Source organism: Agrobacterium larrymoorei (assembly GCF_013322225.1).
Classification (GTDB): Bacteria; Pseudomonadota; Alphaproteobacteria; order Rhizobiales; family Rhizobiaceae; genus Agrobacterium; species Agrobacterium larrymoorei_A.
Genome location: NZ_JAAMFB010000003.1, coordinates 221,294 through 244,184 on the forward strand (window position 1 = coordinate 221,294; position 22,891 = coordinate 244,184).

A 22,891-nucleotide genomic window follows, 5' to 3' on the forward strand; every position below is an offset into this window, starting at 1 on the left:
GCGCATGTATATGATCCGGAACGGGGTCTTCATGGTCGCCACCGTCAGGTGGTTGGGGTCGGCATGTCTTTTGAAGAAGAGTATACACAAGATTCGTCCGATGCGACCCTTGTCACACATGAAATTGTTCCGTTCCGGCCACTCGCCGATGATCCATTTCTGATATGTCCGGATGAGCCTGAAGCGGACGATATATCCTTTCTCCAGACATTGGGCATCGGCAAGCCCTATATCGATGCCTGTCGCGAACGGGCCAAACTCTATGGCGCTACATTGGAGGCCGAGCTTCTGGCCAGCGGACTTGTTGCCGAGCAAGCCTATTTTGGTGCTTTCGCTCGATATCTTCGGCTGCCGTTTTTTGATGATCTCGATGCTTCCATCGTCGTAGATACCCCTTCGCTGGACATTCAGCTTCTCGAACAACGTATGCTTCGTCTTTCTCCCCGAGACGCCAAACCCTACATCGCAGTCGTGCCAGACATCGAAACCATTTCGCGGCTGAAGGCAGCGCTGGAAACAACGCCGGGCCTTCAGGCAGATATGGTCATCACAACGCCATCCGCCTTGAAAAGAGCAGTCTGGAATACAGGCGCGGAAAGGCGCACCCGGGAAACGATCAACACGCTGTTCGAAAACAAACCTCATTACTCATCGCGAATAACGCTCGAAGGCAAGCAGGGCTTCTGTCTCGGCATCGCCGTTACGATTCTTATCCTGTCGCTTTGCCTTGTAACCAACCTTACGCTCTATGCCCTTCACGCGGTAACCGCCTTTCTCTATCTGGCCGCAACGCTTTTCAGGTTGTCGCCGCTGCGCACGGCGCCACAGAGGCGAACTCTTCGACTGGCTGATACATCCAGGAACGAACCTCTGCCGGTCTACAGTGTCCTCGTTGCACTTTACCGGGAGGAGGCGGTCGTTAAACAGCTTGTCGCCGCACTGGATCGGCTGGACTGGCCCAAGTCGCGGCTGGATATCAAGCTGGTATGCGAGGCGGACGACGCCATGACGCTCGATGCGATAGGCGCACTCAGCCTTGGTCCTCAATTCGAGGTGGTCAAAGTCCCACCGTCTTTGCCTCGCACCAAACCGAAAGCACTTAATTACGCACTTCGGGGCGTCCGTGGGCAGCTTCTCGCGGTTTATGATGCGGAAGACAGACCGCATTCCAAGCAGCTCAAAGAGGCTTATGCGCGTTTTCAGGAGGCGCCTGATACTCTTGCCTGTCTTCAAGCCCCTTTGATCATCAGCAATGGCGACACGTCCTGGCTGACGTCTTCCTTCTCACTGGAATATTCCGCGCTATTCCGGCGCATGCTGCCGATGCTCGCGAAGAAGAAGATGCCGCTGCCGCTTGGCGGAACATCCAACCATTTCCGGACAGAGGTGCTGAGGGATGTCGGCGCTTGGGACCCTCATAACGTCACCGAAGATGCCGATCTCGGCATGCGGCTTTACCGGATGGGATATCGCTGCGATGTCATTCATTATCCCACGCTGGAAGATGCGCCAACGGATGTGTTGGTTTGGATGAAGCAGCGGACGCGATGGTTTAAAGGCTGGCTGCAAAGCTGGCTGGTGATGATGAGATCACCTTTGGCAACCGCTCGCCAGATGGGATGGCGAGCCTATCTGGTATTCCACCTGTTGATCGGCGGCATGCTGCTGTCGTCTCTCACGCATCCCCTGTTTCTCATCTACGTCGCCTATATCGTAAACATGCTTTGGACGGAGGGAACATCTTCGGTCGCCCCAGCACAGCTGGCGCTCTTCACCATCGACACGCTCAACGTCCTCGCCAGCTACACGATCTTTCTCATGATGGGCCTTCGCGGAATGATTCCTCACGAGCGCAAACTCATCAAGCGCCGGTGGCTGTTCACGCCCCTCTACTGGCTCATGCTGTCAGCGGCTGCATGGCACGCGGTTTACGAACTCCGCTACAAGCCATTTGTCTGGAACAAGACGCCTCATAAGCCAAGGGAACCGAAGCACTGACACCCGCAGTTTCGGTAGCCTTAGCTGAACTGGCCTGATCGATCACCTGATGATGCGGTTACTATTCTCACCGCGATGCCCATCGCCCTGACGAAAAGGATCGCCGTCCATAACCTGATCCATCCTCCACTCGTTACCGCGATAGGGGCTGTGCCAGGTTTGGCACCCGCTCAGCACGAGTGTCGAAATGAGCAAAGCACCACCAACGAAAATTTTTGCCATGGGAAACTCCTCGATTGCCAACTCATATGGAGGTGAACGACAGGGCATTCAACAGAGGGAGAATTTTGTGGGAGCTTTGTAAGAGGATTGTGATGGAGCGGGTGAAGGGAATCGAACCCTCGTATTCAGCTTGGGAAGCTGCTGCTCTACCATTGAGCTACACCCGCGCGCGCAAAAAACTTCCGATAGAACGGCGTTGCTGTCAAGCGTAGCCTACGCCTGCTCGGGGCGGAAGTGTTTGGAGAGTTTGAGGCCCTGGGCCTGATAGTTGGAGCCGAGACCGGTGCCGTAGAGACCGTCCGGTGTGTTCAGCATGTGCTCGTAAACCAGACGACCGACGATTTGGCCATGTTCGAGAATGAACGGCACCTCGTGGCTTCTCACTTCCAGCACAGCGCGGCTGCCGGTGCCGCCTGCACTTGCGTGGCCGAAGCCGGGGTCGAAGAAACCGGCGTAGTGGACGCGAAACTCACCCACCAGCGGATCGTATGGCGTCATTTCGGCGGCGTAAAGCGGGGGGACGTGAACTGCTTCACGCGACACGAGAATATAGAACTCATCCGGGTCGAGAATGAGCTCGGCGCGGCCTCTTGAGTAAAGCGGCTCCCAGAAATCCAGCACATCATGGGCGGCCTTCTGATCGACATCGACAACCGCCGTGTGGTGCTTGCCTCGGTAGCCGATCAGGCCGTATTCGCCAAAACCCTTGAGGTCGATGGAGAGCGCAATGCCGCCCCCTGAAACATTCGGGGTTTCGCTTGCGACGAGCGTTTCCATCTCATGCAGGTTTTGCAATTCGGCTTCGTTCAGCACCGAATGACCTATGCGGAAGCGGATTTGCGAAAGACGGGACCCTTGTCGTACGACGATCGGGAAGGTGCGCGGGCTGATTTCGAGATAGAGCGGACCATTATAGCCTGCTGGAATCTTGTCGAATTCCTGCGCGCAATCGGTGATGACGCGGGTGAAGATGTCGAGGCGACCCGTTGAGCTTTTGGGATTGGCAGAGGCCGACATATCGGCAGGCAGTGCCAGCTTTTCCATGAGCGGAACGATATAGACGCAGCCGGTTTCCAGCACGGCTCCTTCAGTAAGATCGATCTCATGCAGTCGCAGGCGGTCGAGCTTTTCGATGACCCTGGTCGTCGGGCCAGGCATGAAGGAGGCGCGGACGCGATAGGCTTTTGCGCCAAGACGCAGATCGAGGCTGGCGGGTTGGATCTGATCGACATCCAACGCACGTTCGCTCATCAGCTTACCTGAAGCGAATAGTTCCCGGATAGCACCATCGGCCAATATGCCAGTCGTTCTCGTCATTTTTTATCGTCCCGTTTCACCGCGACAAAACCAAAAGCAGGGCATTGACGCAAGTCGTTAACGGCGTTAAGCCAAGCTTATCCCGTGGTGATTTGGCCGGTCGGCTTGCAGCCACGTTAAACAAGTGGCTAAAAAGACCGGGTGCTTGTAACCGGTCTGCTTTTGCGGCCGGTTTTTTTGTTTTGAAGGTGATGACATGAGCAAGAAATGGCGCCCGGCAACCCAACTCGTTCACGGCGGAACGCAGCGCTCCCCTTACGGTGAAACGTCGGAAGCACTCTACCTGACGCAGGGTTTCGTCTACGAAAGCTCGGAGGCCGCTGAGGCGCGCTTCAAGGGTGAGACCGAAGGCTTTATCTACGCCCGCTACGCAGGTCCGACCAATGACATGTTCGAAAAGCGCATGTGCTTACTGGAAGGTGCCGAAGATGCCCGCGCAACGGCGTCCGGCATGGCCGCCGTCACCGCCGCCATTATGTGCCAGTTGAAGGCAGGCGATCATATCGTTGCGGCCCGTGCCCTGTTCGGCTCCTGCCGCTGGGTGGTCGAGACGCTCGCTCCGAAATATGGCATCGAATGCACGCTGGTCGATGGTCGCGATCTCGCCAACTGGGAGAAAGCGATCCAGCCAAACACCAAGCTGTTTTTCCTGGAAAGCCCGACCAATCCGACGCTTGAAATCGTGGATATTGCGGGCGTTGCCAAGCTTGCCAATCAGGTTGGAGCGAAGCTCGTTGTCGACAACGTATTTGCCACGCCTCTCTTCCAGAAGCCGCTGGAACTCGGTGCGCATATTGTCGTCTATTCCGCCACGAAACATATTGACGGGCAGGGACGTTGCCTCGGCGGCGTGATCCTTTCCGACAAGAAGTGGATCGAGGAAGAGCTTCAGGATTATTTCCGCCACACGGGTCCGGCTCTTTCGCCGTTCAATGCCTGGACGCTGCTGAAAGGCATCGAAACCATGCCGCTTCGCGTGCGCCAGCAGACGGAAAATGCGGGCAAGATTGCTGATTTCCTCGCGGATCAGGCTAAGGTGGCCAAGGTTATCTATCCCGGTCGCGCCGACCATCCGCAGGCCGATATCATCGCTCGCCAGATGACGGGCGGCTCGACGCTCGTCTGCTTCGAACTGAAGGGCGGCAAGGAAGCGGCATTCAAGCTTCAGAACGCACTGGAAGTCGTGAAGATTTCCAACAATCTGGGCGATGCAAAGAGCCTGATTACGCACCCGGCGACCACCACGCATAAGAACCTGACGGATGAGGCCCGCGCTGAACTCGGCATTTCCGGCGGCACACTGCGTCTCTCCTGCGGCATCGAAGACACCGACGACCTGCTGGAAGACTTCGCGGCAGCGCTGGACAAGGTTTCCGCATAATATCTGGTGGCCCGGCGGTTCGTCCGGGCCATTTCCTCTGTTGCCCGATCAAGCGCGAGGGCTTCATCGAAGCCTGCCGTCACCAACAAGGTCGCGCTGTTATTCAGACCAAATTCATTTTCTTGACGATATCATCATGTCTTTGGTGTAGAATGCTGGATAAGCAATAACTTAGGGCCGCATGCATGTATCGCGCACTGACAAGAGATATAGAGGTCACGGTAGACCCGTATTATCTTGAAGAACAGTCTGATCCCGACGATAACCGTTACGTCTGGGGCTATACTGTCGTGATTTCCAACAACTCGGAAAACTCGGTGACGCTGGTCAACCGTTACTGGCACATCACGGATCAGAACGGACAGGTGGACGAGGTCTCCGGCCCCGGCGTCATCGGCGAACAGCCGCATCTAAAGCCAGGCGATACCTATGAATATTCATCCGGCTGCCCGCTGGATACGCCTTCAGGAATGATGTTCGGCCATTACGAAATGCAGGCCGATAGCGGCGAAGTCTTTATTGTGGCCATTCCAGCCTTTTCGCTGGACAGCCCGGGTCTGGCGCGGGTTTTGAACTGACGAAAACGGGGCTTTCGCCCCGTCCATTTTTCAATCTGCCAGCTCTTCGACCGGAAAACGATAGGTCGTAGAGCAGAATTCGCAGCTCACGGCGATTTCGCCGTTTTCCTGACTGTCCTGAATTTCCTCGGCGGAAAAACCCGACAGCACGCCTTTGATCTTGTCACGCGAGCAGCTGCATTTGTCGATGATTGCCTGTGGCTCATAGACCCGCACACCCTGTTCGTGAAACAGGCGGAAGAGCAGCCGCTCGACCGGCACCTGCGGGTCGGTCAACTCATCAGTGTCCACCGTGTCGATTAGTGTCACGGCTTCCGTCCAAGCATCGTCTTCGGACTGTTCGAAGACGCCTTCATCGCCGTCGCCGCCGTGCAGGTCGCGGTTGCGAAGTCGCTCCGGCGCCTGCGGCAGGAATTGCGCGATGATGCCGCCTGCACGCCATCCGTGGCGTGGCCTGCCTTCGCTGTCACGGTCAAAGAATTCCGCGACACCGAGGCGAACACGGGTGGGCAACTGTTCCGACTGGCGAAAATAGACGCCTGCGATTTCCTCAAGCGAAGAGCCATCCAGCGGCACGATACCCTGATAGGGTTGCATGCCGGCACCCTGATCGATGGTGAAGGCGAGAATGCCGTTCCCAAGAAGCTGTTCGGGTGAAGTCTGTCCCGCCTCAGACGCTTCCTCCAGCCGTTGCTCATCGAAGCGAGCATAGGCGCGCATGTTCTGCGGCGCGCTGAAGTCCGCAACCAACAGGTCAACCGGGCCATCGCCCTTGGTCTGCACCGTCAGCTTGCCGGAGAATTTCAGCGATGTGCCGATGAGCGCGGTCAAAACCAGAGCTTCTGCCAGCAGTCGTGCGACGACCGCAGGATATTCGTGTCGCTGCAAAATGGCGTTCAGCAGCGGGCCGACCTGAACGGCGCGGCCACGCACATCCAGCCCCTCTACCTGAAAGGGAACGACTTTGTCGTCGCCTACGAAATCAAGCTGATCCAGTTCTACGGTTACGTCTGCCATGGTTCTACTCCTTCACGCCCGCCGCTCATGCCGATAAAGGCCGAAACCCGAAAATTCCGGTGGGCGGGCTTGATATACGCTTACGCAAAGATAAAGCGGAGAATGGCAAAACGAAACCACCCCCGGCCCATAAGTCACGATAAACGATTGATGAAAGGCCGCCCTTGAAGAAAGGCGGCTCTGTGGTTGGCCTATAAATGGGGCAGGGCGTGTGAAATTCAAGCTCCCCGCACGTCTCTCTCGACGCTCAGGTCAACCGAATTCAGATGACACCCATGCACCAGGCGATGACGGCCTTTTGCGCGTGCAGGCGATTTTCTGCTTCATCGAACACCACCGACTGCGGGCCGTCGATCACCGCGTCCGTCACTTCCTCGCCGCGATGGGCCGGCAGGCAGTGCATGAACAGCGCATCGCCATTGGCTTTCTTCATCAGCGCATCATTGACCTGGAAAGGCTGGAAAATGTTGTGGCCGCGCGCCTTGTGCTCCTGGTTCATCGAAACCCAGGTATCGGTCACGACGCAATCGGAACCCGCAACCGCACGGTCGGCATCGTGGCACAGCATAATTTCGCCGCCATTGTTGCGCGCCCAGTTGAGGTATTTGTCCAGCGGCTCCGAACCCATGGGCACGGCCATGTTCATCTTGTAGCCGAAACGGGCCGAGCCTTCGACCAGCGAATGCAGCACATTGTTGCCGTCGCCCGTCCATGCAATCGTTTTGCCTTTCACGGGACCGCGATGCTCTTCGAAGGTCATGATATCCGCCATGATCTGGCAGGGATGCGTCTCGTCCGTCAGGCCGTTGATGACAGGCACGGTGGCGTGTTCGGCAAGTTCCAGCAGGCGATTATGATCCGTGGTGCGGATCATGATGGCATCCACATAACGCGACAGAACCTTGGCCGTATCGCCGATGGTCTCGGCGCGGCCAAGCTGCATTTCGGTGCCGGAAAGAAACAGCGTTTCGCCGCCCAGCTGGCGCATGCCCACATCGAAGGAAACGCGGGTCCGGGTCGATGGCTTTTCGAAGATCATGGCCAGCATCTTGCCGGCCAGCGGCTTGTCCGCCGTGCCATTCTTGGTCGCAATCTTGCGGCTCTTCGCGTCTTCGAGAATGACCCGCAGGTCATCCGAGCCGACGGCCGAAAGGTCTAGAAAATGCTTTGCAGATGCCATTTCAATATAGTCCCATGGATGCGGGCCACCCTTTACGTCAGCCCTTGTGCGCCTGAGATCAGGCGCTCTTTGCCAGTTTGACGGTGAGTGCTTCGGCTGCCTTTTCGACGCGCGCGAGACCCTCGCGAGCCTCCTCCGCGGTCACGACCAGCGGCGGCAGAAGGCGTATGACGTTATCGCCAGCCGGAACGCCCAGTAAATGCTCCGCACGCATGGCCTGAAGCAGGTCGCCAGACGGCACTTTTGCCTTGATGCCGAGGAGTAGCCCTTCGCCACGGATTTCCTCGATCACGTCCGGGAACCGATCCTTCAGCGAAGCGAGACCCTGCCGGAAGACGAGCGCAACATCCCGCACATGCTGAATAAAGCCATCGGCCAGCACGATGTCGAGCACCGCATTGCCAGCAGCCATCGCCAGCGGATTGCCGCCATAGGTCGTGCCATGAACGCCCGCCGTCATGCCGGAAGCAGCTTCCGCCGTTGCAAGGCAAGCGCCGAACGGAAAGCCGCCGCCGATGCCCTTGGCAACGGCCATGATATCCGGCGTCACGCCCGACCATTCATAGGCAAAGAACTTGCCGGTACGGCCAACGCCCGTCTGCACCTCATCAAAGATCAGCAGCAGGCCATGCTCCTCGCACAGCGCCCGCAGTGCCCGCAGGAATTCCGGCTCTACCACGCGAATGCCACCTTCACCCTGAATGGGCTCGATCAGCAGCGCTGCCGTTTCCGGCACGATAGCCGCCTTCAGCGCTTCCAGATCGCCGAAAGGCACCTGATCGAAGCCCTCGACCTTGGGGCCGAAACCTTCGAGATACTTGGCCTGTCCGCCAGCGGCGATAGTTGCCAGCGTACGACCATGGAAGGCGCCTTCGAAGGTGATGATGCGGAATTTCTCTGGGTGGCCATGGGTATATTGGTAGCGACGCGCGGTCTTGATCGCGCATTCCAGCGCTTCCGCGCCGGAGTTGGTGAAGAACACCTTGTCCGCAAAAGTTGCATCGGTCAGCCGCGTGGAAAGCACTTCCTGCCCCGGCACTTCATAGAGGTTGGAAAGGTGCCAGACCTTCTCGACCTGATCCTTCAGCGCCTCTACCATATGGGGGTGGCTATGGCCGACGGAGGTGACTGCCACGCCTGCGCCGAAATCGAGATATCGCTCGCCGCTTTCCGTAACCAGCCACACACCTTCGCCTCGCTCGAAGCGCAGGGGGGCTCTGGAAAACGTATCGAACAACGACCCGGTTTTGGGCGCGGTTTCGGTCATGGCTGCATCACTCCTTACGTGAGGTCCACGTCAGACCTCTGTCAATAGGGCGTTGGGGTTATCCCTGCCCTGAAAATCAAAAATGCCGCCTCGCGGCGGCTTGCGTACTCTGTTTACTTCGCGGGCACTATTGTCACTTCGACACCGGATGTCAACAAATCTCGGCACTTTGAGGCTTTATCAAGCCGTAGTAGAGCTCAAGTGGCGGTCTACAAGGTGTTGCCTTTCTGACTCACAGATCAAGCAAGTTGGGGAAAACCGGAAAATCGATTCCAGATGATTCCTGCGACTCTTGTCACGGAGTCAACCGGGGATTAGGTTAATCGTCAATTACTAGACTGCAAAGCGGCGGAACTAGTCACCTACAATCTGGCAGATACTCTGCACATGATTTGCTTCATGTGCATTAGAGAAGGATTCTGCCTGCACGACGAGCGGAGAAGCGGCATGAACTGGACGGACGAACGGGTCGAGAAGCTTAAGCGACTATGGGCCGAAGGGCTCAGCGCAAGCCAGATCGCAGCACAGCTGGGCGGCGTCAGCCGCAACGCCGTCATCGGCAAGGTTCACCGCCTCAACCTGCCGGGCCGTGCCAAGGCTGGCGGAACGGTTGCAACTTCTCGTCCTGCCGTGAAGCGTCCGGCACCTGCCGTCGCGGCAACCCGCACGCAGGCTTTCAACAGCAACGCCCGCGTTGCGCCCAGCCGTCCTGCCCAGACACGCACCGCAGGAGCGGTTGCTCTGAAGGACGAGTTTGAAATCGACAGCGCCGAGGTTCTGGAATATCGCCCAGCCTCGAACATGTCGCTGCCAACGTCGCTTCGTCTGACGCTGACGGAACTGACCGAGCGCACCTGCAAATGGCCAGTAGGCGATCCGCTGAAGGACGACTTCCACTTCTGCGGATGCGAGGCAGCCGAATCCTCTCCTTACTGCAAATTTCATGCGAAAATGGCGTACCAGCCGGTTAGCGAACGTCGCCGGGCCTGATAAGTTTTAAGATATTGATTTAAAAGCGGGCTTTCGAGCTCGCTTTTTTATTGCGTTTATTCTCTAGCACCGGCAGGGGAGGGGCTTCGGTCCGTGTCAGAGAAACAGGTATCTGGCTGGATTTACTTCACGAAACCTGGTCCGCTGCCGAGAATCTTGTCGTCGATCTCCCCTATCGCCTTTTTGTCTTTGCCCTCGTAGTCCAGCGACGTGAGAATATGCCGGATGAGATTGAGGCGTAAACGCCGCTTGTCGTTCGCCCGGATCACCGTCCATGGCGCGTCGTCAATATGGGTCTTTTCCAACATCTCGTCGCGGGCTTTGGTGTAGTCGTCCCACTTCGTCAGCGCGGCGATATCCATATCCGATAGCTTCCAGGACTTGAGCAGGCTGTGGCGACGGTCATGGAAGCGTTCGAGCTGGGTTTCCCGGCCGATGTCGAGGTAAAATTTGAACAGGTGAACGCCTTCATGCACGACCATTTTTTCCAGTCGCGGCACTTCTTTTAAGAAGCGCTTGTGTTCTTCCGGCGTACAAAAACCCATGACCGGTTCGACCCCAGCGCGGTTGTACCATGACCGGTCGAACAGCACGAATTCGCCAGCGGTCGGGAAATGCGCGATGTAGCGCTGGAAATACCACTGTCCACGCTCTGTTTCGGTCGGCTTGGTCAGCGCCACGATGCGGGCATAGCGCGGATTGAGGTACTCGCGGACCGCGCCGATCGAGCCGCCTTTTCCTGCCGCATCACGGCCTTCGAATACGGTCATGATGCGCTGGCCGGTCGCCTGCTGCCAGAACTGAACCTTCACAAGCTCTACCTGAAGTGCCTCCAGTGCCTCTTCGTAGTCCTTCCGGTCCAGCTTCTTGTCAAAGGGAAAGTCGCCGGAGGTCAGCTTGTTGTCTTCGATCCAGTCCGGCAGTACCGGGTCATCTATATTAAAGATGCGTTCCTTGCCGTCGACTTTCAGTGTAACGGAACGGTCCTTGGCGGTTTCGCTCATGATCTCTCCCTGTCATGGTGGCCAAAGTCATGGTGGCCAAATGATACTTCAGCCCGGGAGCGCGGAAATTCAAGGGCAGGCAAAAATCTTCCTCGGAAAGCTTTCCACATAAATCCTTGTCTCGCAGCACTCGAGAAAGACATGACGCAGAATCTCTGTCATGAAAAGCATATATGACGTGCGGATTGAGGACCTTGGCAGATGGGTGGCGGAAGCAATGGCAATGGCGGTCATGGAAGGCGATAGCGCGGTTCGGCAATACTGGGTGAGGGTGCGCAGCAACTGGCTGTCGCTCGTCGTCGTCACCATGCTGACGGTCGTGGCGCTGACCGAGTTTCGTTCGCCTTTCCTGCCATTGGGGCTGTGGCTGGCAGCCGTGCTCGCCATCCTGTCCGTCAATGCCGCTTCTGTCGTCAAGTCGCGTGAGGAAAAGAGGGCCGAGAGCGAAACGCTGGCGCAGGATGGGGTTAATCCGGCCCTGATTGCCGGTGTTCAAGCGGGGCTGGTGGCGCTGGATACGCCGGTCTTCATTCTCGACCAGAACGCAAGCATGCTTTTTGAAAATGCCGCCGCAGAGCGCGCTTTCGGTTCGCTTCCGGTCGGCTCTCACATTTCCGGCCGTCTGCGGTCGCCGGGTTTGCTCGATGTCATTCGCGAGACGATCGCAACCGGAAAGCCCAATCAGGTCGAGCATTCCGAACGGTTACCATCGGAGCGGGTTTTCGTGGTGCGTATCGCACCCGCTGCCGTGCCGCCATCCTCCGGCGCACCGTTTTACATTCTGTCCTTCCGCGATATTTCGGAACTGCGCCGTATCGACCGGATGCGCAGCGATTTCGTCGCCAACGCCAGCCATGAGCTGAGAACACCGCTCGCTTCCCTGCGCGGCTTCATCGAAACCCTGCAAGGTCCGGCCAAGGGCGATCCGAAGGCTCAGGAGCGATTTCTTGGCATCATGCTGGATCAGGCCACCCGCATGAGCCGCCTTGTCGATGACCTCATGTCGCTCTCTAGACTGGAACTCAGGGCCAATATCGCACCGGATCAGAAGGTGGATCTCGTGCCACTTCTCGGTCACGTTCGGGATTCGCTATTGCCGCTGGCCGGTGAACTGGGAATAGACATCAACCTGCACATGCCGGATGAAAAGGTGGAGGTCACCGGCGACCGGGACGAGCTCGTTCAGGTTTTTCAAAATCTCATCGAAAATGCCTGCAAATACGGGCAGGAGGGCAAGGTGGTCGATGTCACCCTCCGCGCGAAGCAGGAAAAGCCGGTCGAGGTGAGCGTGGTGGACAAGGGGCCCGGCATTCCCGCCGAGCATGTTCCGCGCCTGACAGAGCGGTTTTACCGCGTCAGCGTGGCCGATAGCCGCTCCAAGAAAGGCACCGGTCTTGGCCTTGCCATCGTCAAGCACATTCTCACGCGCCACCGCGCGCGCCTCATCATCCGTTCCGAACTGGACGTGGGAACGGACTTTACGGTGCGTTTTTGACATAAAGCCGTGACCGCAAAACGATATTTGGAAAAATTGCATTATTTATCAATAAATTAGGCTGTCACAAATCTTTCATCGAAGTGACATAAAAGGGTGTGGCAAGACTGATTATTAAGGGTCCGCCGGGGCAGTCCAGATTGGACGAGGGGTAAGTCTTCTCTCCGGCAGAGTTCACAAAGCCTTAGGGCCCACGACGGGAGAGTCACATGAATATCGTTAAATTGTCCGCAGCAGCTCTGGTGGCTTCCGTTGCGTTCGCAGGCGCCGCCGCCGCACGCGACCAGATCCAGGTTGCCGGTTCGTCCACCGTTCTGCCTTACGCAAAGATCGTTGCGGAAACCTTCGCCGAGACCTATCCCGACTTCAAGGCTCCGGTTGTTGAATCCGGCGGCACCGGTGGCGGTCTCAAGGCATTCTGCTCTGGCGTTGGTGAAGGCACCATCGACATCGCAAACGCTTCGCGTCCCATCAAGGCCGACGAGCTTGCCGCTTGCAAAGCCTCTGGCGTCACCGACGTTCAGGAAGTCAAGATCGGCTATGACGGCATCGTTTTCGCCATGGACAAGTCCAACCCGGACGTAAAGCTTGAGCCGAAGGATCTTTACCTCGCTCTCGCCGCTGAAATCGTTCAGGACGGCAAGCTTGTTGCCAACCCCTACAAGAAGTGGTCGGAAGTCAACAAGGACCTGCCGGACGTGGCAATCGCCGCCTACATCCCAGGCTCCAAGCACGGCACGCGTGAAGTCTTCGAAGAGAAGATCATGGCTGACGGCTGCAAGGAAGCAGGCGCGACCGACGTCATCAAGGCAACCGTAACGGATGCCAAGCAGGCTGCCGCAAAGTGCGTCGCAGTTCGCAAGGATGGCATGGCTGTCGATATCGACGGTGACTACACCGAGACGCTTGCCCGTATCGACGCCAACAAGACCGGCCTCGGCGTTTTCGGCCTGGCCTTCTACGAAAACAACATGGACCGCCTGAAGGTCGCAACCGTCAAGGGCGTCGTTCCGACGACCGAAACCGTTGCTTCCGGCGAATACCCTGTTTCCCGCCCGCTGTTCTTCTACGTCAAGAAGGCACATGTCGGCGTCATTCCGGGCCTCAAGGAATACGTCGAGTTCTTCACCTCCGACGAAATGATCGGTCCTGACTCTCCGCTGGCGAACTATGGCCTGGTTGCTGCTCCTGAAGCAGAGCGCAAGGAAATCCGCGCAGGCTTCGAATCCGGCAAGATCATGTAATTACCCCTGGAGAGCGCGGCAAAACCTGTCGCGCTTTCCATCCTTTCTGTTGGCAACATGCCGCCGCAGGTTGACAGCTCCTATTTATCGTAACACCAAGCGCCCGATAAATATGATGTATCAACCCGGAATGCGTGAGCCGACGAGCATTTCCAGCAAAACTGCATAGTGGTTTTGCGTCAGGACAATGCGTGAACCGATTAGGAAGACGAGACACCCACCGATCACAGATCCAAAAGTATTCGTCTTTGAAAGTGTCCGATACCGCATCGCACCTTGGGGTGCGCCGAGGAAACCCTCCATGAACACACCCGTCCTTCTGCTGATCTTGGCGCTGATTGCTGTCGCCAGCTATCTTCTCGGCTCTCGCAGGGCAATGGCGCTGGCAAACGGCCGTCCGTCGAACCTGCATTCGCGTGCAGGTTATCACGGCTCCTATGCCCTCGTCTGGGCGCTTATCCCCTCCGCACTGATCCTGGCGATCTGGCTGGTCATCAGCCCCGTGATCATCACGTCTACTGTGCGCGGTGGCTTCCCTGAGGATGTGAAGGCGCAAAGCGAAGCGCAGCAGAGCCTCACCTACGGCATGGTCGGCTCCATCGCCCGCGGTCTCGAGCGGCTGACACCGGAAGAGAACGATCAGGTTCGCGCGGACCCGGCGAAGGCACGTGCGCTTCTTGGCGCGCGAGGCGTGGCCATTGCAGGCGATCCCGAGCCATACATGATCGAAGCTGCTGAGACGCTCAATGAGCTGACGTCTACAAGCCGCCTTGCGATGGTCGTCGTGGTTCTGGCTGTTGCACTCGGCGGTGCCGCTTATGCATTGCGCAGCCTCAGCGCCCGTTTTCGCGCACGCAACAATGTCGAAAAGGTCATTCTCGGCTCGTTGCTGCTGGCATCTTCCATCGCCATCCTGACGACCATCGGTATCGTCATGTCGATGCTGACGGAAGCCATCCAGTTTTTCAACATGGTGCCTGCCCATGAGTTTTTCTTCGGCACCGTGTGGGACCCTCGCTTTGCTGCTGCCGGTGCGACCGACAGCTCCGGCCAGTTCGGCCTCATCCCGCTGCTTGCCGGTACACTTTATATCGGCTTCGTCGCCATGCTGGTTGCGGTTCCAGTCGGTCTGTTTTCGGCCATCTACATGGCGGAATATGCCAGCCCCCGTTTCCGCTCGGTGGCAAAGCCGCTGCTGGAAGTGCTGGCCGGTATTCCGACGATCGTCTACGGCTTCTTCGCGCTCACCACGGTCGGCCCGTTCCTGCGTGACATCTCCACGCAGATCAGCGGCCTGACGACCGGCAACTATACCAACTTCATTCAGGCGCAGAGCGTCATCACCGCCGGTTTCGTCATGGGCATCATGCTGATCCCCTACGTTTCCTCGCTGTCGGACGATATCATCACCGCAGTACCGCGTTCGTTGCGTGACGGCTCGCTCGGCCTTGGCGCAACACGCTCGGAAACGGTGAAGCGGGTCATCCTGCCTGCGGCGCTGCCGGGCATCGTCGGCGCCATTCTGATGACGGCCTCGCGCGCCATCGGTGAAACCATGATCGTGGTTCTGGCAGCCGGTGTTGCCGCCCGTCTGCAGATCGATCCCTTCGAGCCGATGACGACGGTCACGGTCAAGATCGTCAGCCAGCTGACCGGCGACCTTGAGTTCACCTCGCCGCAGACGCTGGTTGCCTTCGCGCTTGGCATCACCCTCTTTGCCATCACGCTTTGCCTCAATATCTACGCGCTCTACATTGTGCGCAAATACCGGGAGCAGTACGAATGACCGACGTCGTTTCTTCGGGCATCAACGCCCCAGCCGCAACGAAAAAGGTCCGTCGCGATATCGGCATCAAGCGCCGCTACGCCGCAGAACGCCGCTTCCGTGCCTATGGTTTCGCGGCCATCTGCTTCGGCCTGCTGTTCCTGTTCCTGCTTCTGTGGTCGGTCATCGGCAAGGGCTACACAGCCTTCCAGCAGACCATGATCACGGTGCCGGTGGAGTTTTCCGAACAGATCATCGATCCCGATAATGTTCGCGCCCAGAACCCCGGCAAACTGATGACGGCCAATTACCCGGTCGTCGCCCGCAATGCCGTGGCACAGGTTCTCGGTGTTTCGCTGGATGACCGCGCTGGTCTTCGCGCCGTCAATGCGCTGATTTCGGACAGTGTCCGCACCCAGTTGCGCGATATCGTCGTGTCGGATCAGAGCGTTATCGGCACCACGCGCACCGTATCGCTTCTCGCATCTGGCGACGTCGACAGCATGTTCAAGGGGCAGGTGGATTCCACTGTTGATGAAAAGAACCGCCGCATTTCCGATCAGCAGGTGGGCTGGATGAACCAGCTGGCGGAAACCGGCCAGCTTGCGAAGAAGTTCAACACAGGCATCTTCGTCAACGGCAATTCCAGCCGCCCGGAAGCAGCAGGCGTCGGCGTCGCCCTCATCGGCTCCTTCTACATGATGCTGATCGTGCTGGTCCTGTCGCTGCCCATCGGCGTTGCCGCTTCCATCTATCTGGAGGAATTCGCGCCAAAGAACCGCCTGACGGACCTGATCGAAGTCAACATCAACAACCTCGCAGCCGTGCCCTCCATCGTTTACGGTCTGCTCGGTCTGTCGGTCTTCATCAACTTCATGGGCTTCCCGCGTTCGGCCTCGCTGGTCGGCGGTCTGGTGCTGACGCTGATGACGTTGCCGACCATCATCATTGCCACCCGCGCTGCCTTGAAAGCCGTGCCGCCATCCATTCGTGCGGCGGCGCTCGGTCTCGGCGCATCCAAGATGCAGACGATTTTCCATCATGTGCTGCCGCTCGCGATGCCCGGCATTCTCACCGGCACCATCATCGGCCTTGCACATGCCCTTGGCGAAACCGCTCCCCTGCTGCTCATCGGCATGGTCGCATTCGTCGCAAACTATCCGACGACGCCGATGGACCCGTCCACGGCGCTGCCGGTGCAGATTTACATGTGGGCGAACGAAGCAGAACGCGCCTTTGTCGAACGGACATCCGGCGCTATCATCATCCTGCTTCTCTTCCTCCTCGTCATGAATGTGGGAGCAATCCTGTTGCGCCGTCGCTTCGAGCGTCGCTGGTAGAAGGAGCGGATATATGAACATGTTGTCGGAAGCAGCAGTTGAAAAGGCGCTGGACAAGAAAATGAATGAAGTTTCGTACAAGATGATCGGCAAGGATGTTTCCGTCTATTATGGCGAAAAGCGTGCCCTTTACGATGTGAACCTGAACGTTCGCGAAAACACGGTGACGGCCCTCATCGGCCCCTCGGGTTGCGGCAAGTCCACCTTCCTGCGCACGCTGAACCGCATGAACGACACCATCGATGGCTGCCGCGTCACCGGCAAGATCACGCTGGACGAGGACGACATCTACGATGCCTCCATCGATGTGGTGGAGCTTCGCGCCCGCGTCGGCATGGTGTTCCAGAAGCCGAACCCCTTCCCGAAGACGATTTACGAAAACATCGCCTACGGCCCGCGCATCCATGGTCTGGCCCGCAACAAGGCGGATATGGACCAGATCGTCGAGTCCTCCCTGCAAAAAGCCGGTCTCTGGAACGAAGCCAAGGATCGCCTGCACGAATCCGGCACTGGCCTTTCCGGCGGTCAGCAGCAGCGCCTGTGCATTGCACGCGCCGTTGCCGTTTCGCCTGAAGTGATCCTCATGGACGAGCCCTGCTCGGCACTCGACCCGATTGCGACCGCCAAGGTCGAGGAATTGATCCACGAGCTTCGCGCAAACTACACCATCGTCATCGTCACCCACTCCATGCAGCAGGCCGCCCGCGTTTCGCAGCGTACGGCCATGTTCCACCTCGGCCATCTGGTCGAAGAGAACGACACAGACAAGATGTTCACCAACCCGGATGACCAGCGCACGCAGGATTACATCATGGGTCGCTTCGGCTGATCCTTGATCAGCGTGACGTCACCACACCGCGCTTCCGCTTGAGCCTTTCCGGCTTGCGGGGCGCTCCGAAACTGGAGAATTCGAACATGCCGACACATTCGCATATCATGTCCGCCTATGATGAAGAGCTGAAGTTCCTAAGCCGTCGCATCGCCGAAATGGGCGGTCTGGCCGAACAGATGTGCGCGGATGCCGTTCGCGCACTGGTCAACTCCGATGCGGCCCTGGCCCAGAAGGTGATCTCCGACGATACCATCCTCGATCACGCCGAACGCGAGATCGGCGACAAGGCCATCGTCACCATCGCTAAGCGCCAGCCCATGGCCGCCGACCTTCGCGAAATCATCGGCTCGCTGCGTATTGCTGCCGATCTGGAGCGCGTCGGCGATCTTGGCAAGAACACCGCCAAGCGCGTCATCGCCGTTGCCGGAACCGGCGTTCCGCGCAAGCTCGCTCGCGGTCTGGAGCATCTCTCCGAACTGGCGCTGGTCCAGCTCAAGGAAGTGCTGGACGTTTACTCAACCCGTTCGGCGGAAAAGGCTCAGGCAATCCGTGAGCGCGACGAGGAAATCGACGCGATGTACACGTCGCTGTTCCGCGAACTCCTGACCTACATGATGGAAGATCCGCGCAACATCACCACCTGCACGCATCTGCTGTTCTGCGCCAAGAACATCGAGCGCGTCGGTGATCACGCCACCAACATCGCCGAAACCATCTATTACATGACCACCGGCAGCCAGCCGGCGGGCGAGCGTCCGAAGGACGACAGTTCCAACACGCTCGGCGCTGTCACCGAGTAAATTCAGCGGCACTCTTGCAAAGATCGCCCCTGATTTTTGCAAGGTCCGATCTATAGTTCAAACAGGCTGGAGCGTTGCCGATGCGTCCGGGTGGACCCATCATGCTCTGGCGACAGTGGCGGAGCCTAAAGCCATGGTGCCGAAAATCGCAGTTGTCGAAGATGAAGAAGCGCTCAGCGTCCTCCTTCGCTACAATCTGGAATCCGAAGGTTATGACGTCGACACCATCCCGCGTGGTGACGAGGCGGAAATCCGCCTGCAGGAACGCACACCCGACCTTCTGATCCTCGACTGGATGCTGCCCGGCGTTTCCGGCATCGAGCTTTGCCGTCGTCTGCGCATGCGCCCTGAAACCGAACGGCTGCCGATCATCATGCTGACGGCACGTGGCGAGGAGAGCGAACGCATACGCGGCCTCTCCACCGGCGCGGACGACTATGTGGTCAAACCCTTCTCCACCCCGGAACTGATGGCCCGCGTCAAAGCCATGCTGCGACGCGCCAAGCCGGAAGTGCTATCCTCCGTGCTCAAATGCGGCGATATCGAGCTGGATCGCGAAACCCACCGCGTCCACCGCAAGAGCCGCGAAGTGCGCCTCGGGCCAACAGAATTCCGCTTGCTGGAATTCCTCATGACCTCGCCAGGCCGCGTCTTCTCCCGGTCCCAGTTGCTGGATGGTGTTTGGGGTCACGATATCTACGTCGACGAACGCACGGTCGACGTTCATGTCGGCCGCCTGCGCAAGGCGCTGAACTTTTCCAGCATGCAGGACGTCATCCGCACCGTTCGCGGTGCCGGATATTCTATGGAAGCGTGATCGGGGGAGGGTGGCGCGCTGGTGAAATCAGCCCGTCCACCTGTCCATTGCCGGGATAGATCAGGCGCAGAGCACCATTGCCCAATAAGGCCGGTTCTTGGCCGCGGCATCGTAAGCAACGGCAACGCCAAGGCCACCGTAATTCCCAAGCATGTTTTCCAGATGATGCGGCGAGCCGATCCAGGCCTTGACCACGCGCTCGACCGTATCCTGTCCGGCGGCAACGTTTTCAGCGGCTGGCAGAGGGACATTGCCTTCCTTCATGCGAATGAGGAAGCTATCGGTAAGGCCAATGAGATGAGCCATCTTCTGCGCCTTTACCATGCGGTTGGCCTGATAGATGGCCGCCTGCTGGGCAGCACTGTTGGATGAAAGAGTCGAAAGACCCTTCGAGCGGCGAAGCTCGTTGACCATGGGCAGGGCCGCAGCGGTTTCATCCCGCGTGCCGGAAGAAACCCCCTTGTTGGTGGGCATGGTAACGCAGGCAGAGAGAACAGAGCCAGCGGATAACAGCACGAAACCGCGCCGGGAAAGCGTAATCAGGGATTTGTCTGTCATATCAGCCGCGATAGCTTAAGAGTCTGAGGACGATGAAGACGGGGATGACGATCACGGCACCCGCCAGAAGGTAATCCCCGATGCTGCCCAGAGCGTGGAAGCCGGAATACCAGATATTCAGGACGAAATCGCGTGTGCCATAGATGATGCTCCACGGCGTGAGCCCGAAGACGGCCATGATAAAACCGACGATCAGCGACACGACCAAAAGCTTGACGATCGTGCGCCCCACGCTGTCACCCAGCACTTTATCGACCCCACCGGCCATCAGCATATCTCCTGAAGCATGTCCGGCAAACCTGTTTGCGATTTTGACATGCACTATAAAAAACTGAAGCAAGACATATGAAGACTATCGCTCCCATGCAAGCTTTGACACACTCTTGGCGCTGCCATGAAATAGGACTTGAGTTTTTTTATGGCTTGATGAAAGAGAGCCAACCTCTCTTCAGGATAATTCGTGAATGGCCCAGAACCAGCTTTCCTCCGGCGATGTCATTGCAGACCGTCGCGCCGACTATGCCCGAATGCTGGCCGAAAGTGGCGATCACGCGGCGGCCGCAGAACTGATCGAACAGGCGCTGGAACTTGCGCCGGTTTGGACGGCTGGCTGGTTTCGGCTGGGCGAATATAGCGAAAAGTCGGGGCAGGTGGAAAAAGCGGTCGCCGCTTACGAAAAGGTGGCCGAACTGGACGGCGAAGGCATCTTTGCCGCACCGTTGAAGCTGGCGGTACTCGGTGCGGCAGAAACACCGGAACAGCCGCCGAGCCGCTATGTCGAGGGTCTATTCGACGACTACGCCCATCGTTTCGAAAAGGCGCTGGTGGAAAAGCTGGACTATCGCGTGCCGCAAAAGCTGGCTGCTTTGATTGAAACCCTACGACCGGACGATGGACGCTTTCGCTGCGCAGTCGATATAGGCTGCGGCACAGGGCTTCTGGGGGTGGAAATCCAGGATTGGGCAGAGCGGCTTGAAGGCTTCGACATTTCCACCAACATGTTGGCGAAGGCGGACGAGAAGGGCATCTATCAACACCTTGCGCAGGCGGACCTTTCGTTGGATGAGGACGGGTCGGGACTGTTTGCCGGTGGGCTTGAAAGAGGCCGGGCCGATCTCGTCGCCGCAGCGGACGTGATGATGTATCTCGGCAGCCTCGAAGCCGTTATGCCGTTGGTGCGGGCGGTACTTGGCGAGGGCGGCCTGTTTGCCTTCTCGGTCGAAGATGCGGGTGGCGAAGAAGGTTTCGTGCTGCAACCATCGCTGCGTTACGCCCATTCCGAATCCTATGTTCGCGGACTTCTAGGCTCATTTGGAATGGAGACGTTGCAAACCCGAAAAACGACAATTCGCAAAGATGCTGGAATCCCCCTTTCCGGCATTCTGTTTCTTGCGAGAAAACAGGGCTGAACTTACCGCTTATTGCATTTTTGCCGATAGGTCAGCATTGCTGACGGAAGCATATTGCCGAGACGCTTTTTGCAGTGCAAAATAATGGCGTCTCGAAGCTTTTGCGATCAGCCAGACGCGCGGGACATTTCATAAAAATCAAAGCGGTTTTGTTCCGGAGTTTGGCATGGCATTCACGAGAAGCGTCTATGGCATGTGGAGTGTCGATCCTGCGAAACATGCGCCGGTGGAAGACATTCAGGGCATCGTCACCGGCAGCATCGTATCGGCGCTCGGATTCTATCTGCTGAACAAGGTCGGGCTTTTAACCGGCGGCACGGCGGGCGTCGCCTTCCTCATCCACTACGCCTTCGGCCTCAGCTTCGGCCTGCTGTTCTTCCTCGTCAATCTGCCGTTCTACTATTTGTCCTTCCGCCGCCTTGGACTTGCCTTCTCGCTTAAAACCTTCATCGCCATCGGCCTCGTTTCAGTGCTGACGGAATTGGAACAGCGCTGGATGGTGATAGACAGCATCAATCCGCTGTTTGCTTCCGTTCTCGGTGGGCTGCTTTTAGGGTACGGACTGCTTGCGCTTTATCGTCACCGCGCCAGCCTCGGCGGCATCGGCATCCTGGCGATCTATATTCAGGATCGCTTCGGCATCCGCGCCGGTCTTATTCAGCTTGCTTTCGACAGCTGCGTCATGATCGCGGCCTTCTCCGTTATCAACCCGCAGACCGTGCTCTATTCCATCGTCGGCGCTTTCGTGCTGAACCTGTTTCTCACCATCAATCACCGCTCGGATCGCTACATCGTCGTGCGCTGACGCTTGAATTTTTGCCGGTGCGGGCGCAAAGACGAGCGAAAGCATATCGGGGGCGATGATGAGCGACGTTGCGGAACGAAAACTGGCGAGATTCTGGACGTCGACATCGGCGAAGCACTCGCTGCTGGAAGACGCATTGGCCGTGATCGCAGGCAGCATGCTGATCTCGCTCGGCGTCGTTCTTCTCTCGGGCGGCGGGTTGCTGACCGGTGGCGTGGTAGGCGTCGCCTTTCTGCTGCACTATGCGACAGGGCTCAGCTTCGGTCTGATCTTCTTCCTCGCCAACCTGCCGTTCTATTATCTGGCGCTGCGCCGCCTCGGCCTTGCCTTTACCATCAAGACCTTCTGCGCCGTGGGCTCGACGGCGCTTCTTTCGGAATATCTGCCGCACCTCATCGTCTTGCAGAATGTGAACCCGGTTGTCGCGGCCACCTTCGGCGGGCTGACGGTAGCGGCTGGCATGCTCGCCCTTTTTCGCCACCGCGCCAGCCTCGGCGGCTTCGGCATTCTGGCGCTCTATATTCAGGACCGTTTCGGCATACGCGCTGGCCTCACGCAGCTTGCATTCGATTGCACGGTGCTGTTCTTCTCCTTCTTCGTCGCTACACCATTCATCATTCTCTGCTCCATTCTAGGTGCGCTGGTGATGAATTTGGTGATTGCGATCAATCACAGAAACGACCGCTATATCGCGATGTGACCGCGCCACGCCTACGAACGTCGTCCTCGACACAAGCCCACTGCCGTCATCAACTCTGTTGAGCTAAATCCTCTCTGAGCCTTGCGTTGATGGTTATGATGATTTTGCGCATGGTTGCTGCGATTGCGACGATGGGTGGTTTTCCGTTTTCGATGAGGCGTTTGTAGAAAGG

The 22,891-nt window shown here is 57.9% G+C and carries 22 protein-coding genes, 1 tRNA gene, 1 pseudogene and 1 riboswitch; of the genes and pseudogenes, 14 read left to right on the forward strand and 10 right to left on the reverse strand.

The window, feature by feature from the left end:
• The first annotated feature begins 63 nt into the window (after positions 1-63).
• Positions 64-1,998, forward strand: coding sequence for a glycosyltransferase family 2 protein (locus G6L28_RS01505; RefSeq protein WP_174061996.1), 1,935 nt, complete (start codon positions 64-66; stop codon positions 1,996-1,998).
• Positions 1,999-2,040: 42 nt separating this feature from the next.
• Here G6L28_RS01505 and G6L28_RS01510 read toward each other — a convergent pair whose 3' ends face one another.
• The 3 genes from G6L28_RS01510 to G6L28_RS01520 form a co-directional block, all read right to left on the reverse strand.
• On the reverse strand, positions 2,041-2,220 hold the full coding sequence (locus tag G6L28_RS01510) for a hypothetical protein (RefSeq protein WP_174061997.1): 180 nt from the start codon (positions 2,218-2,220) through the stop codon (positions 2,041-2,043).
• 93 nt (positions 2,221-2,313) lie between these two features.
• Positions 2,314-2,387 (reverse strand) — tRNA-Gly (locus tag G6L28_RS01515).
• 46 nt (positions 2,388-2,433) lie between these two features.
• Positions 2,434-3,537: a 2'-deoxycytidine 5'-triphosphate deaminase gene (locus tag G6L28_RS01520; protein ID WP_174061998.1), complete on the reverse strand. Its 1,104-nt coding sequence runs from the start codon at positions 3,535-3,537 to the stop codon at positions 2,434-2,436.
• 74 nt (positions 3,538-3,611) lie between these two features.
• A riboswitch (SAM riboswitch) is annotated at positions 3,612-3,690 on the forward strand.
• 43 nt (positions 3,691-3,733) lie between these two features.
• Between G6L28_RS01520 and G6L28_RS01525 the strand changes: the two genes are divergently transcribed.
• Together G6L28_RS01525 and apaG are read left to right on the forward strand one after the other, a co-directional pair.
• The gene (locus G6L28_RS01525; protein ID WP_174061999.1) at positions 3,734-4,918 is read left to right on the forward strand and encodes an O-succinylhomoserine sulfhydrylase; all 1,185 of its coding nucleotides are present in this window, start codon (positions 3,734-3,736) and stop codon (positions 4,916-4,918) included.
• A gap of 185 nt (positions 4,919-5,103) precedes the next feature.
• Positions 5,104-5,496 carry a Co2+/Mg2+ efflux protein ApaG gene (apaG, locus tag G6L28_RS01530; RefSeq protein ID WP_174062000.1) on the forward strand — a complete coding sequence of 131 codons (393 nt, stop codon included), beginning with the start codon at positions 5,104-5,106 and terminating at the stop codon, positions 5,494-5,496.
• A gap of 30 nt (positions 5,497-5,526) precedes the next feature.
• Here apaG and G6L28_RS01535 read toward each other — a convergent pair whose 3' ends face one another.
• The 3 genes from G6L28_RS01535 to G6L28_RS01545 all read right to left on the reverse strand — a co-directional run bounded on the left by G6L28_RS01535 (position 5,527) and on the right by G6L28_RS01545 (position 8,960).
• Positions 5,527-6,513, reverse strand: a complete 987-nt coding sequence (locus G6L28_RS01535; RefSeq protein WP_174062001.1) for an Hsp33 family molecular chaperone — start codon at positions 6,511-6,513, stop codon at positions 5,527-5,529.
• Positions 6,514-6,775: 262 nt separating this feature from the next.
• Positions 6,776-7,693 (reverse strand): ornithine carbamoyltransferase, encoded by a 918-nt coding sequence (gene argF, locus G6L28_RS01540; protein WP_174062002.1) that lies wholly within the window; start codon positions 7,691-7,693, stop codon positions 6,776-6,778.
• Positions 7,694-7,751: 58 nt separating this feature from the next.
• Positions 7,752-8,960, reverse strand: coding sequence for an aspartate aminotransferase family protein (locus G6L28_RS01545; protein WP_174062003.1), 1,209 nt, complete (start codon positions 8,958-8,960; stop codon positions 7,752-7,754).
• A 447-nt stretch (positions 8,961-9,407) separates the two neighbouring features.
• Here G6L28_RS01545 and G6L28_RS01550 point away from each other — a divergent pair, with 447 nt between their 5' ends.
• Positions 9,408-9,950 (forward strand): GcrA family cell cycle regulator, encoded by a 543-nt coding sequence (locus G6L28_RS01550; RefSeq protein ID WP_174062004.1) that lies wholly within the window; start codon positions 9,408-9,410, stop codon positions 9,948-9,950.
• A gap of 122 nt (positions 9,951-10,072) precedes the next feature.
• On the opposite strand, the gene ppk2 is transcribed toward G6L28_RS01550, so the two are convergent.
• On the reverse strand, positions 10,073-10,954 hold the full coding sequence (gene ppk2, locus G6L28_RS01555) for a polyphosphate kinase 2 (RefSeq protein ID WP_174062005.1): 882 nt from the start codon (positions 10,952-10,954) through the stop codon (positions 10,073-10,075).
• A gap of 223 nt (positions 10,955-11,177) precedes the next feature.
• On the opposite strand from ppk2, the gene phoR reads away from it, so the two are divergent.
• The 7 genes from phoR (at position 11,178) to phoB (ending at position 19,247) form a co-directional block, all read left to right on the forward strand.
• Positions 11,178-12,449, forward strand: a complete 1,272-nt coding sequence (gene phoR, locus G6L28_RS01560) for a phosphate regulon sensor histidine kinase PhoR (RefSeq protein WP_174062040.1) — start codon at positions 11,178-11,180, stop codon at positions 12,447-12,449.
• 209 nt (positions 12,450-12,658) lie between these two features.
• Complete coding sequence (locus tag G6L28_RS01565; RefSeq protein ID WP_174062006.1) at positions 12,659-13,693, forward strand: substrate-binding domain-containing protein; 1,035 nt, start codon at positions 12,659-12,661, stop codon at positions 13,691-13,693.
• A gap of 301 nt (positions 13,694-13,994) precedes the next feature.
• The gene (gene pstC, locus G6L28_RS01570) at positions 13,995-15,479 is read left to right on the forward strand and encodes a phosphate ABC transporter permease subunit PstC (protein ID WP_174062007.1); all 1,485 of its coding nucleotides are present in this window, start codon (positions 13,995-13,997) and stop codon (positions 15,477-15,479) included.
• Positions 15,476-16,798 carry a phosphate ABC transporter permease PstA gene (gene pstA / locus G6L28_RS01575; RefSeq protein ID WP_174062008.1) on the forward strand — a complete coding sequence of 441 codons (1,323 nt, stop codon included), beginning with the start codon at positions 15,476-15,478 and terminating at the stop codon, positions 16,796-16,798. Before pstC ends, pstA begins: the two co-directional genes overlap by 4 nt.
• A 13-nt stretch (positions 16,799-16,811) precedes the next feature.
• Complete coding sequence (pstB, locus tag G6L28_RS01580; protein ID WP_174062009.1) at positions 16,812-17,627, forward strand: phosphate ABC transporter ATP-binding protein PstB; 816 nt, start codon at positions 16,812-16,814, stop codon at positions 17,625-17,627.
• An 86-nt stretch (positions 17,628-17,713) separates the two neighbouring features.
• Positions 17,714-18,430, forward strand: a complete 717-nt coding sequence (gene phoU, locus G6L28_RS01585; RefSeq protein WP_174062010.1) for a phosphate signaling complex protein PhoU — start codon at positions 17,714-17,716, stop codon at positions 18,428-18,430.
• A 133-nt stretch (positions 18,431-18,563) separates the two neighbouring features.
• Positions 18,564-19,247: a phosphate regulon transcriptional regulator PhoB gene (gene phoB, locus G6L28_RS01590; protein WP_174062011.1), complete on the forward strand. Its 684-nt coding sequence runs from the start codon at positions 18,564-18,566 to the stop codon at positions 19,245-19,247.
• Between the two features lie 60 nt (positions 19,248-19,307).
• On the opposite strand, the gene G6L28_RS01595 is transcribed toward phoB, so the two are convergent.
• Positions 19,308-19,805, reverse strand: a complete 498-nt coding sequence (locus G6L28_RS01595) for a CAP domain-containing protein (protein ID WP_174062012.1) — start codon at positions 19,803-19,805, stop codon at positions 19,308-19,310.
• A gap of 1 nt (position 19,806) precedes the next feature.
• Positions 19,807-20,073, reverse strand: a complete 267-nt coding sequence (locus G6L28_RS01600; RefSeq protein ID WP_174062013.1) for a DUF6460 domain-containing protein — start codon at positions 20,071-20,073, stop codon at positions 19,807-19,809.
• A 196-nt stretch (positions 20,074-20,269) separates the two neighbouring features.
• Here G6L28_RS01600 and G6L28_RS01605 point away from each other — a divergent pair, with 196 nt between their 5' ends.
• The 3 genes from G6L28_RS01605 to G6L28_RS01615 all read left to right on the forward strand — a co-directional run bounded on the left by G6L28_RS01605 (position 20,270) and on the right by G6L28_RS01615 (position 22,719).
• Positions 20,270-21,214, forward strand: coding sequence for a class I SAM-dependent DNA methyltransferase (locus G6L28_RS01605; RefSeq protein ID WP_174062014.1), 945 nt, complete (start codon positions 20,270-20,272; stop codon positions 21,212-21,214).
• A gap of 193 nt (positions 21,215-21,407) precedes the next feature.
• Positions 21,408-22,019 (forward strand): YitT family protein, encoded by a 612-nt coding sequence (locus G6L28_RS01610; protein ID WP_174062041.1) that lies wholly within the window; start codon positions 21,408-21,410, stop codon positions 22,017-22,019.
• 58 nt (positions 22,020-22,077) lie between these two features.
• Positions 22,078-22,719, forward strand: a complete 642-nt coding sequence (locus tag G6L28_RS01615) for a YitT family protein (RefSeq protein WP_174062015.1) — start codon at positions 22,078-22,080, stop codon at positions 22,717-22,719.
• 49 nt (positions 22,720-22,768) lie between these two features.
• Here G6L28_RS01615 and G6L28_RS23185 read toward each other — a convergent pair.
• Positions 22,769-22,891, reverse strand: a pseudogene (locus G6L28_RS23185) (IS110 family transposase); the annotation flags it as partial.

What these genes read in the sequence shown, in the direction of transcription:
- G6L28_RS01505 (WP_174061996.1), top strand. Translation starts at nt 64, where the DNA reads ATGTCTTTTGAAGAAGAGTATACACAAGATTCGTCCGATGCGACCCTT.
- G6L28_RS01510 (WP_174061997.1), bottom strand. Translation starts at nt 2,220, where the DNA reads ATGGCAAAAATTTTCGTTGGTGGTGCTTTGCTCATTTCGACACTCGTG.
- G6L28_RS01520 (WP_174061998.1), bottom strand. Translation starts at nt 3,537, where the DNA reads ATGACGAGAACGACTGGCATATTGGCCGATGGTGCTATCCGGGAACTA.
- G6L28_RS01525 (WP_174061999.1), top strand. Translation starts at nt 3,734, where the DNA reads ATGAGCAAGAAATGGCGCCCGGCAACCCAACTCGTTCACGGCGGAACG.
- apaG (WP_174062000.1), top strand. Translation starts at nt 5,104, where the DNA reads ATGTATCGCGCACTGACAAGAGATATAGAGGTCACGGTAGACCCGTAT.
- G6L28_RS01535 (WP_174062001.1), bottom strand. Translation starts at nt 6,513, where the DNA reads ATGGCAGACGTAACCGTAGAACTGGATCAGCTTGATTTCGTAGGCGAC.
- argF (WP_174062002.1), bottom strand. Translation starts at nt 7,693, where the DNA reads ATGGCATCTGCAAAGCATTTTCTAGACCTTTCGGCCGTCGGCTCGGAT.
- G6L28_RS01545 (WP_174062003.1), bottom strand. Translation starts at nt 8,960, where the DNA reads ATGACCGAAACCGCGCCCAAAACCGGGTCGTTGTTCGATACGTTTTCC.
- G6L28_RS01550 (WP_174062004.1), top strand. Translation starts at nt 9,408, where the DNA reads ATGAACTGGACGGACGAACGGGTCGAGAAGCTTAAGCGACTATGGGCC.
- ppk2 (WP_174062005.1), bottom strand. Translation starts at nt 10,954, where the DNA reads ATGAGCGAAACCGCCAAGGACCGTTCCGTTACACTGAAAGTCGACGGC.
- phoR (WP_174062040.1), top strand. Translation starts at nt 11,178, where the DNA reads ATGGCGGTCATGGAAGGCGATAGCGCGGTTCGGCAATACTGGGTGAGG.
- G6L28_RS01565 (WP_174062006.1), top strand. Translation starts at nt 12,659, where the DNA reads ATGAATATCGTTAAATTGTCCGCAGCAGCTCTGGTGGCTTCCGTTGCG.
- pstC (WP_174062007.1), top strand. Translation starts at nt 13,995, where the DNA reads ATGAACACACCCGTCCTTCTGCTGATCTTGGCGCTGATTGCTGTCGCC.
- pstA (WP_174062008.1), top strand. Translation starts at nt 15,476, where the DNA reads ATGACCGACGTCGTTTCTTCGGGCATCAACGCCCCAGCCGCAACGAAA.
- pstB (WP_174062009.1), top strand. Translation starts at nt 16,812, where the DNA reads ATGAACATGTTGTCGGAAGCAGCAGTTGAAAAGGCGCTGGACAAGAAA.
- phoU (WP_174062010.1), top strand. Translation starts at nt 17,714, where the DNA reads ATGCCGACACATTCGCATATCATGTCCGCCTATGATGAAGAGCTGAAG.
- phoB (WP_174062011.1), top strand. Translation starts at nt 18,564, where the DNA reads ATGGTGCCGAAAATCGCAGTTGTCGAAGATGAAGAAGCGCTCAGCGTC.
- G6L28_RS01595 (WP_174062012.1), bottom strand. Translation starts at nt 19,805, where the DNA reads ATGACAGACAAATCCCTGATTACGCTTTCCCGGCGCGGTTTCGTGCTG.
- G6L28_RS01600 (WP_174062013.1), bottom strand. Translation starts at nt 20,073, where the DNA reads ATGGCCGGTGGGGTCGATAAAGTGCTGGGTGACAGCGTGGGGCGCACG.
- G6L28_RS01605 (WP_174062014.1), top strand. Translation starts at nt 20,270, where the DNA reads ATGGCCCAGAACCAGCTTTCCTCCGGCGATGTCATTGCAGACCGTCGC.
- G6L28_RS01610 (WP_174062041.1), top strand. Translation starts at nt 21,408, where the DNA reads ATGTGGAGTGTCGATCCTGCGAAACATGCGCCGGTGGAAGACATTCAG.
- G6L28_RS01615 (WP_174062015.1), top strand. Translation starts at nt 22,078, where the DNA reads ATGAGCGACGTTGCGGAACGAAAACTGGCGAGATTCTGGACGTCGACA.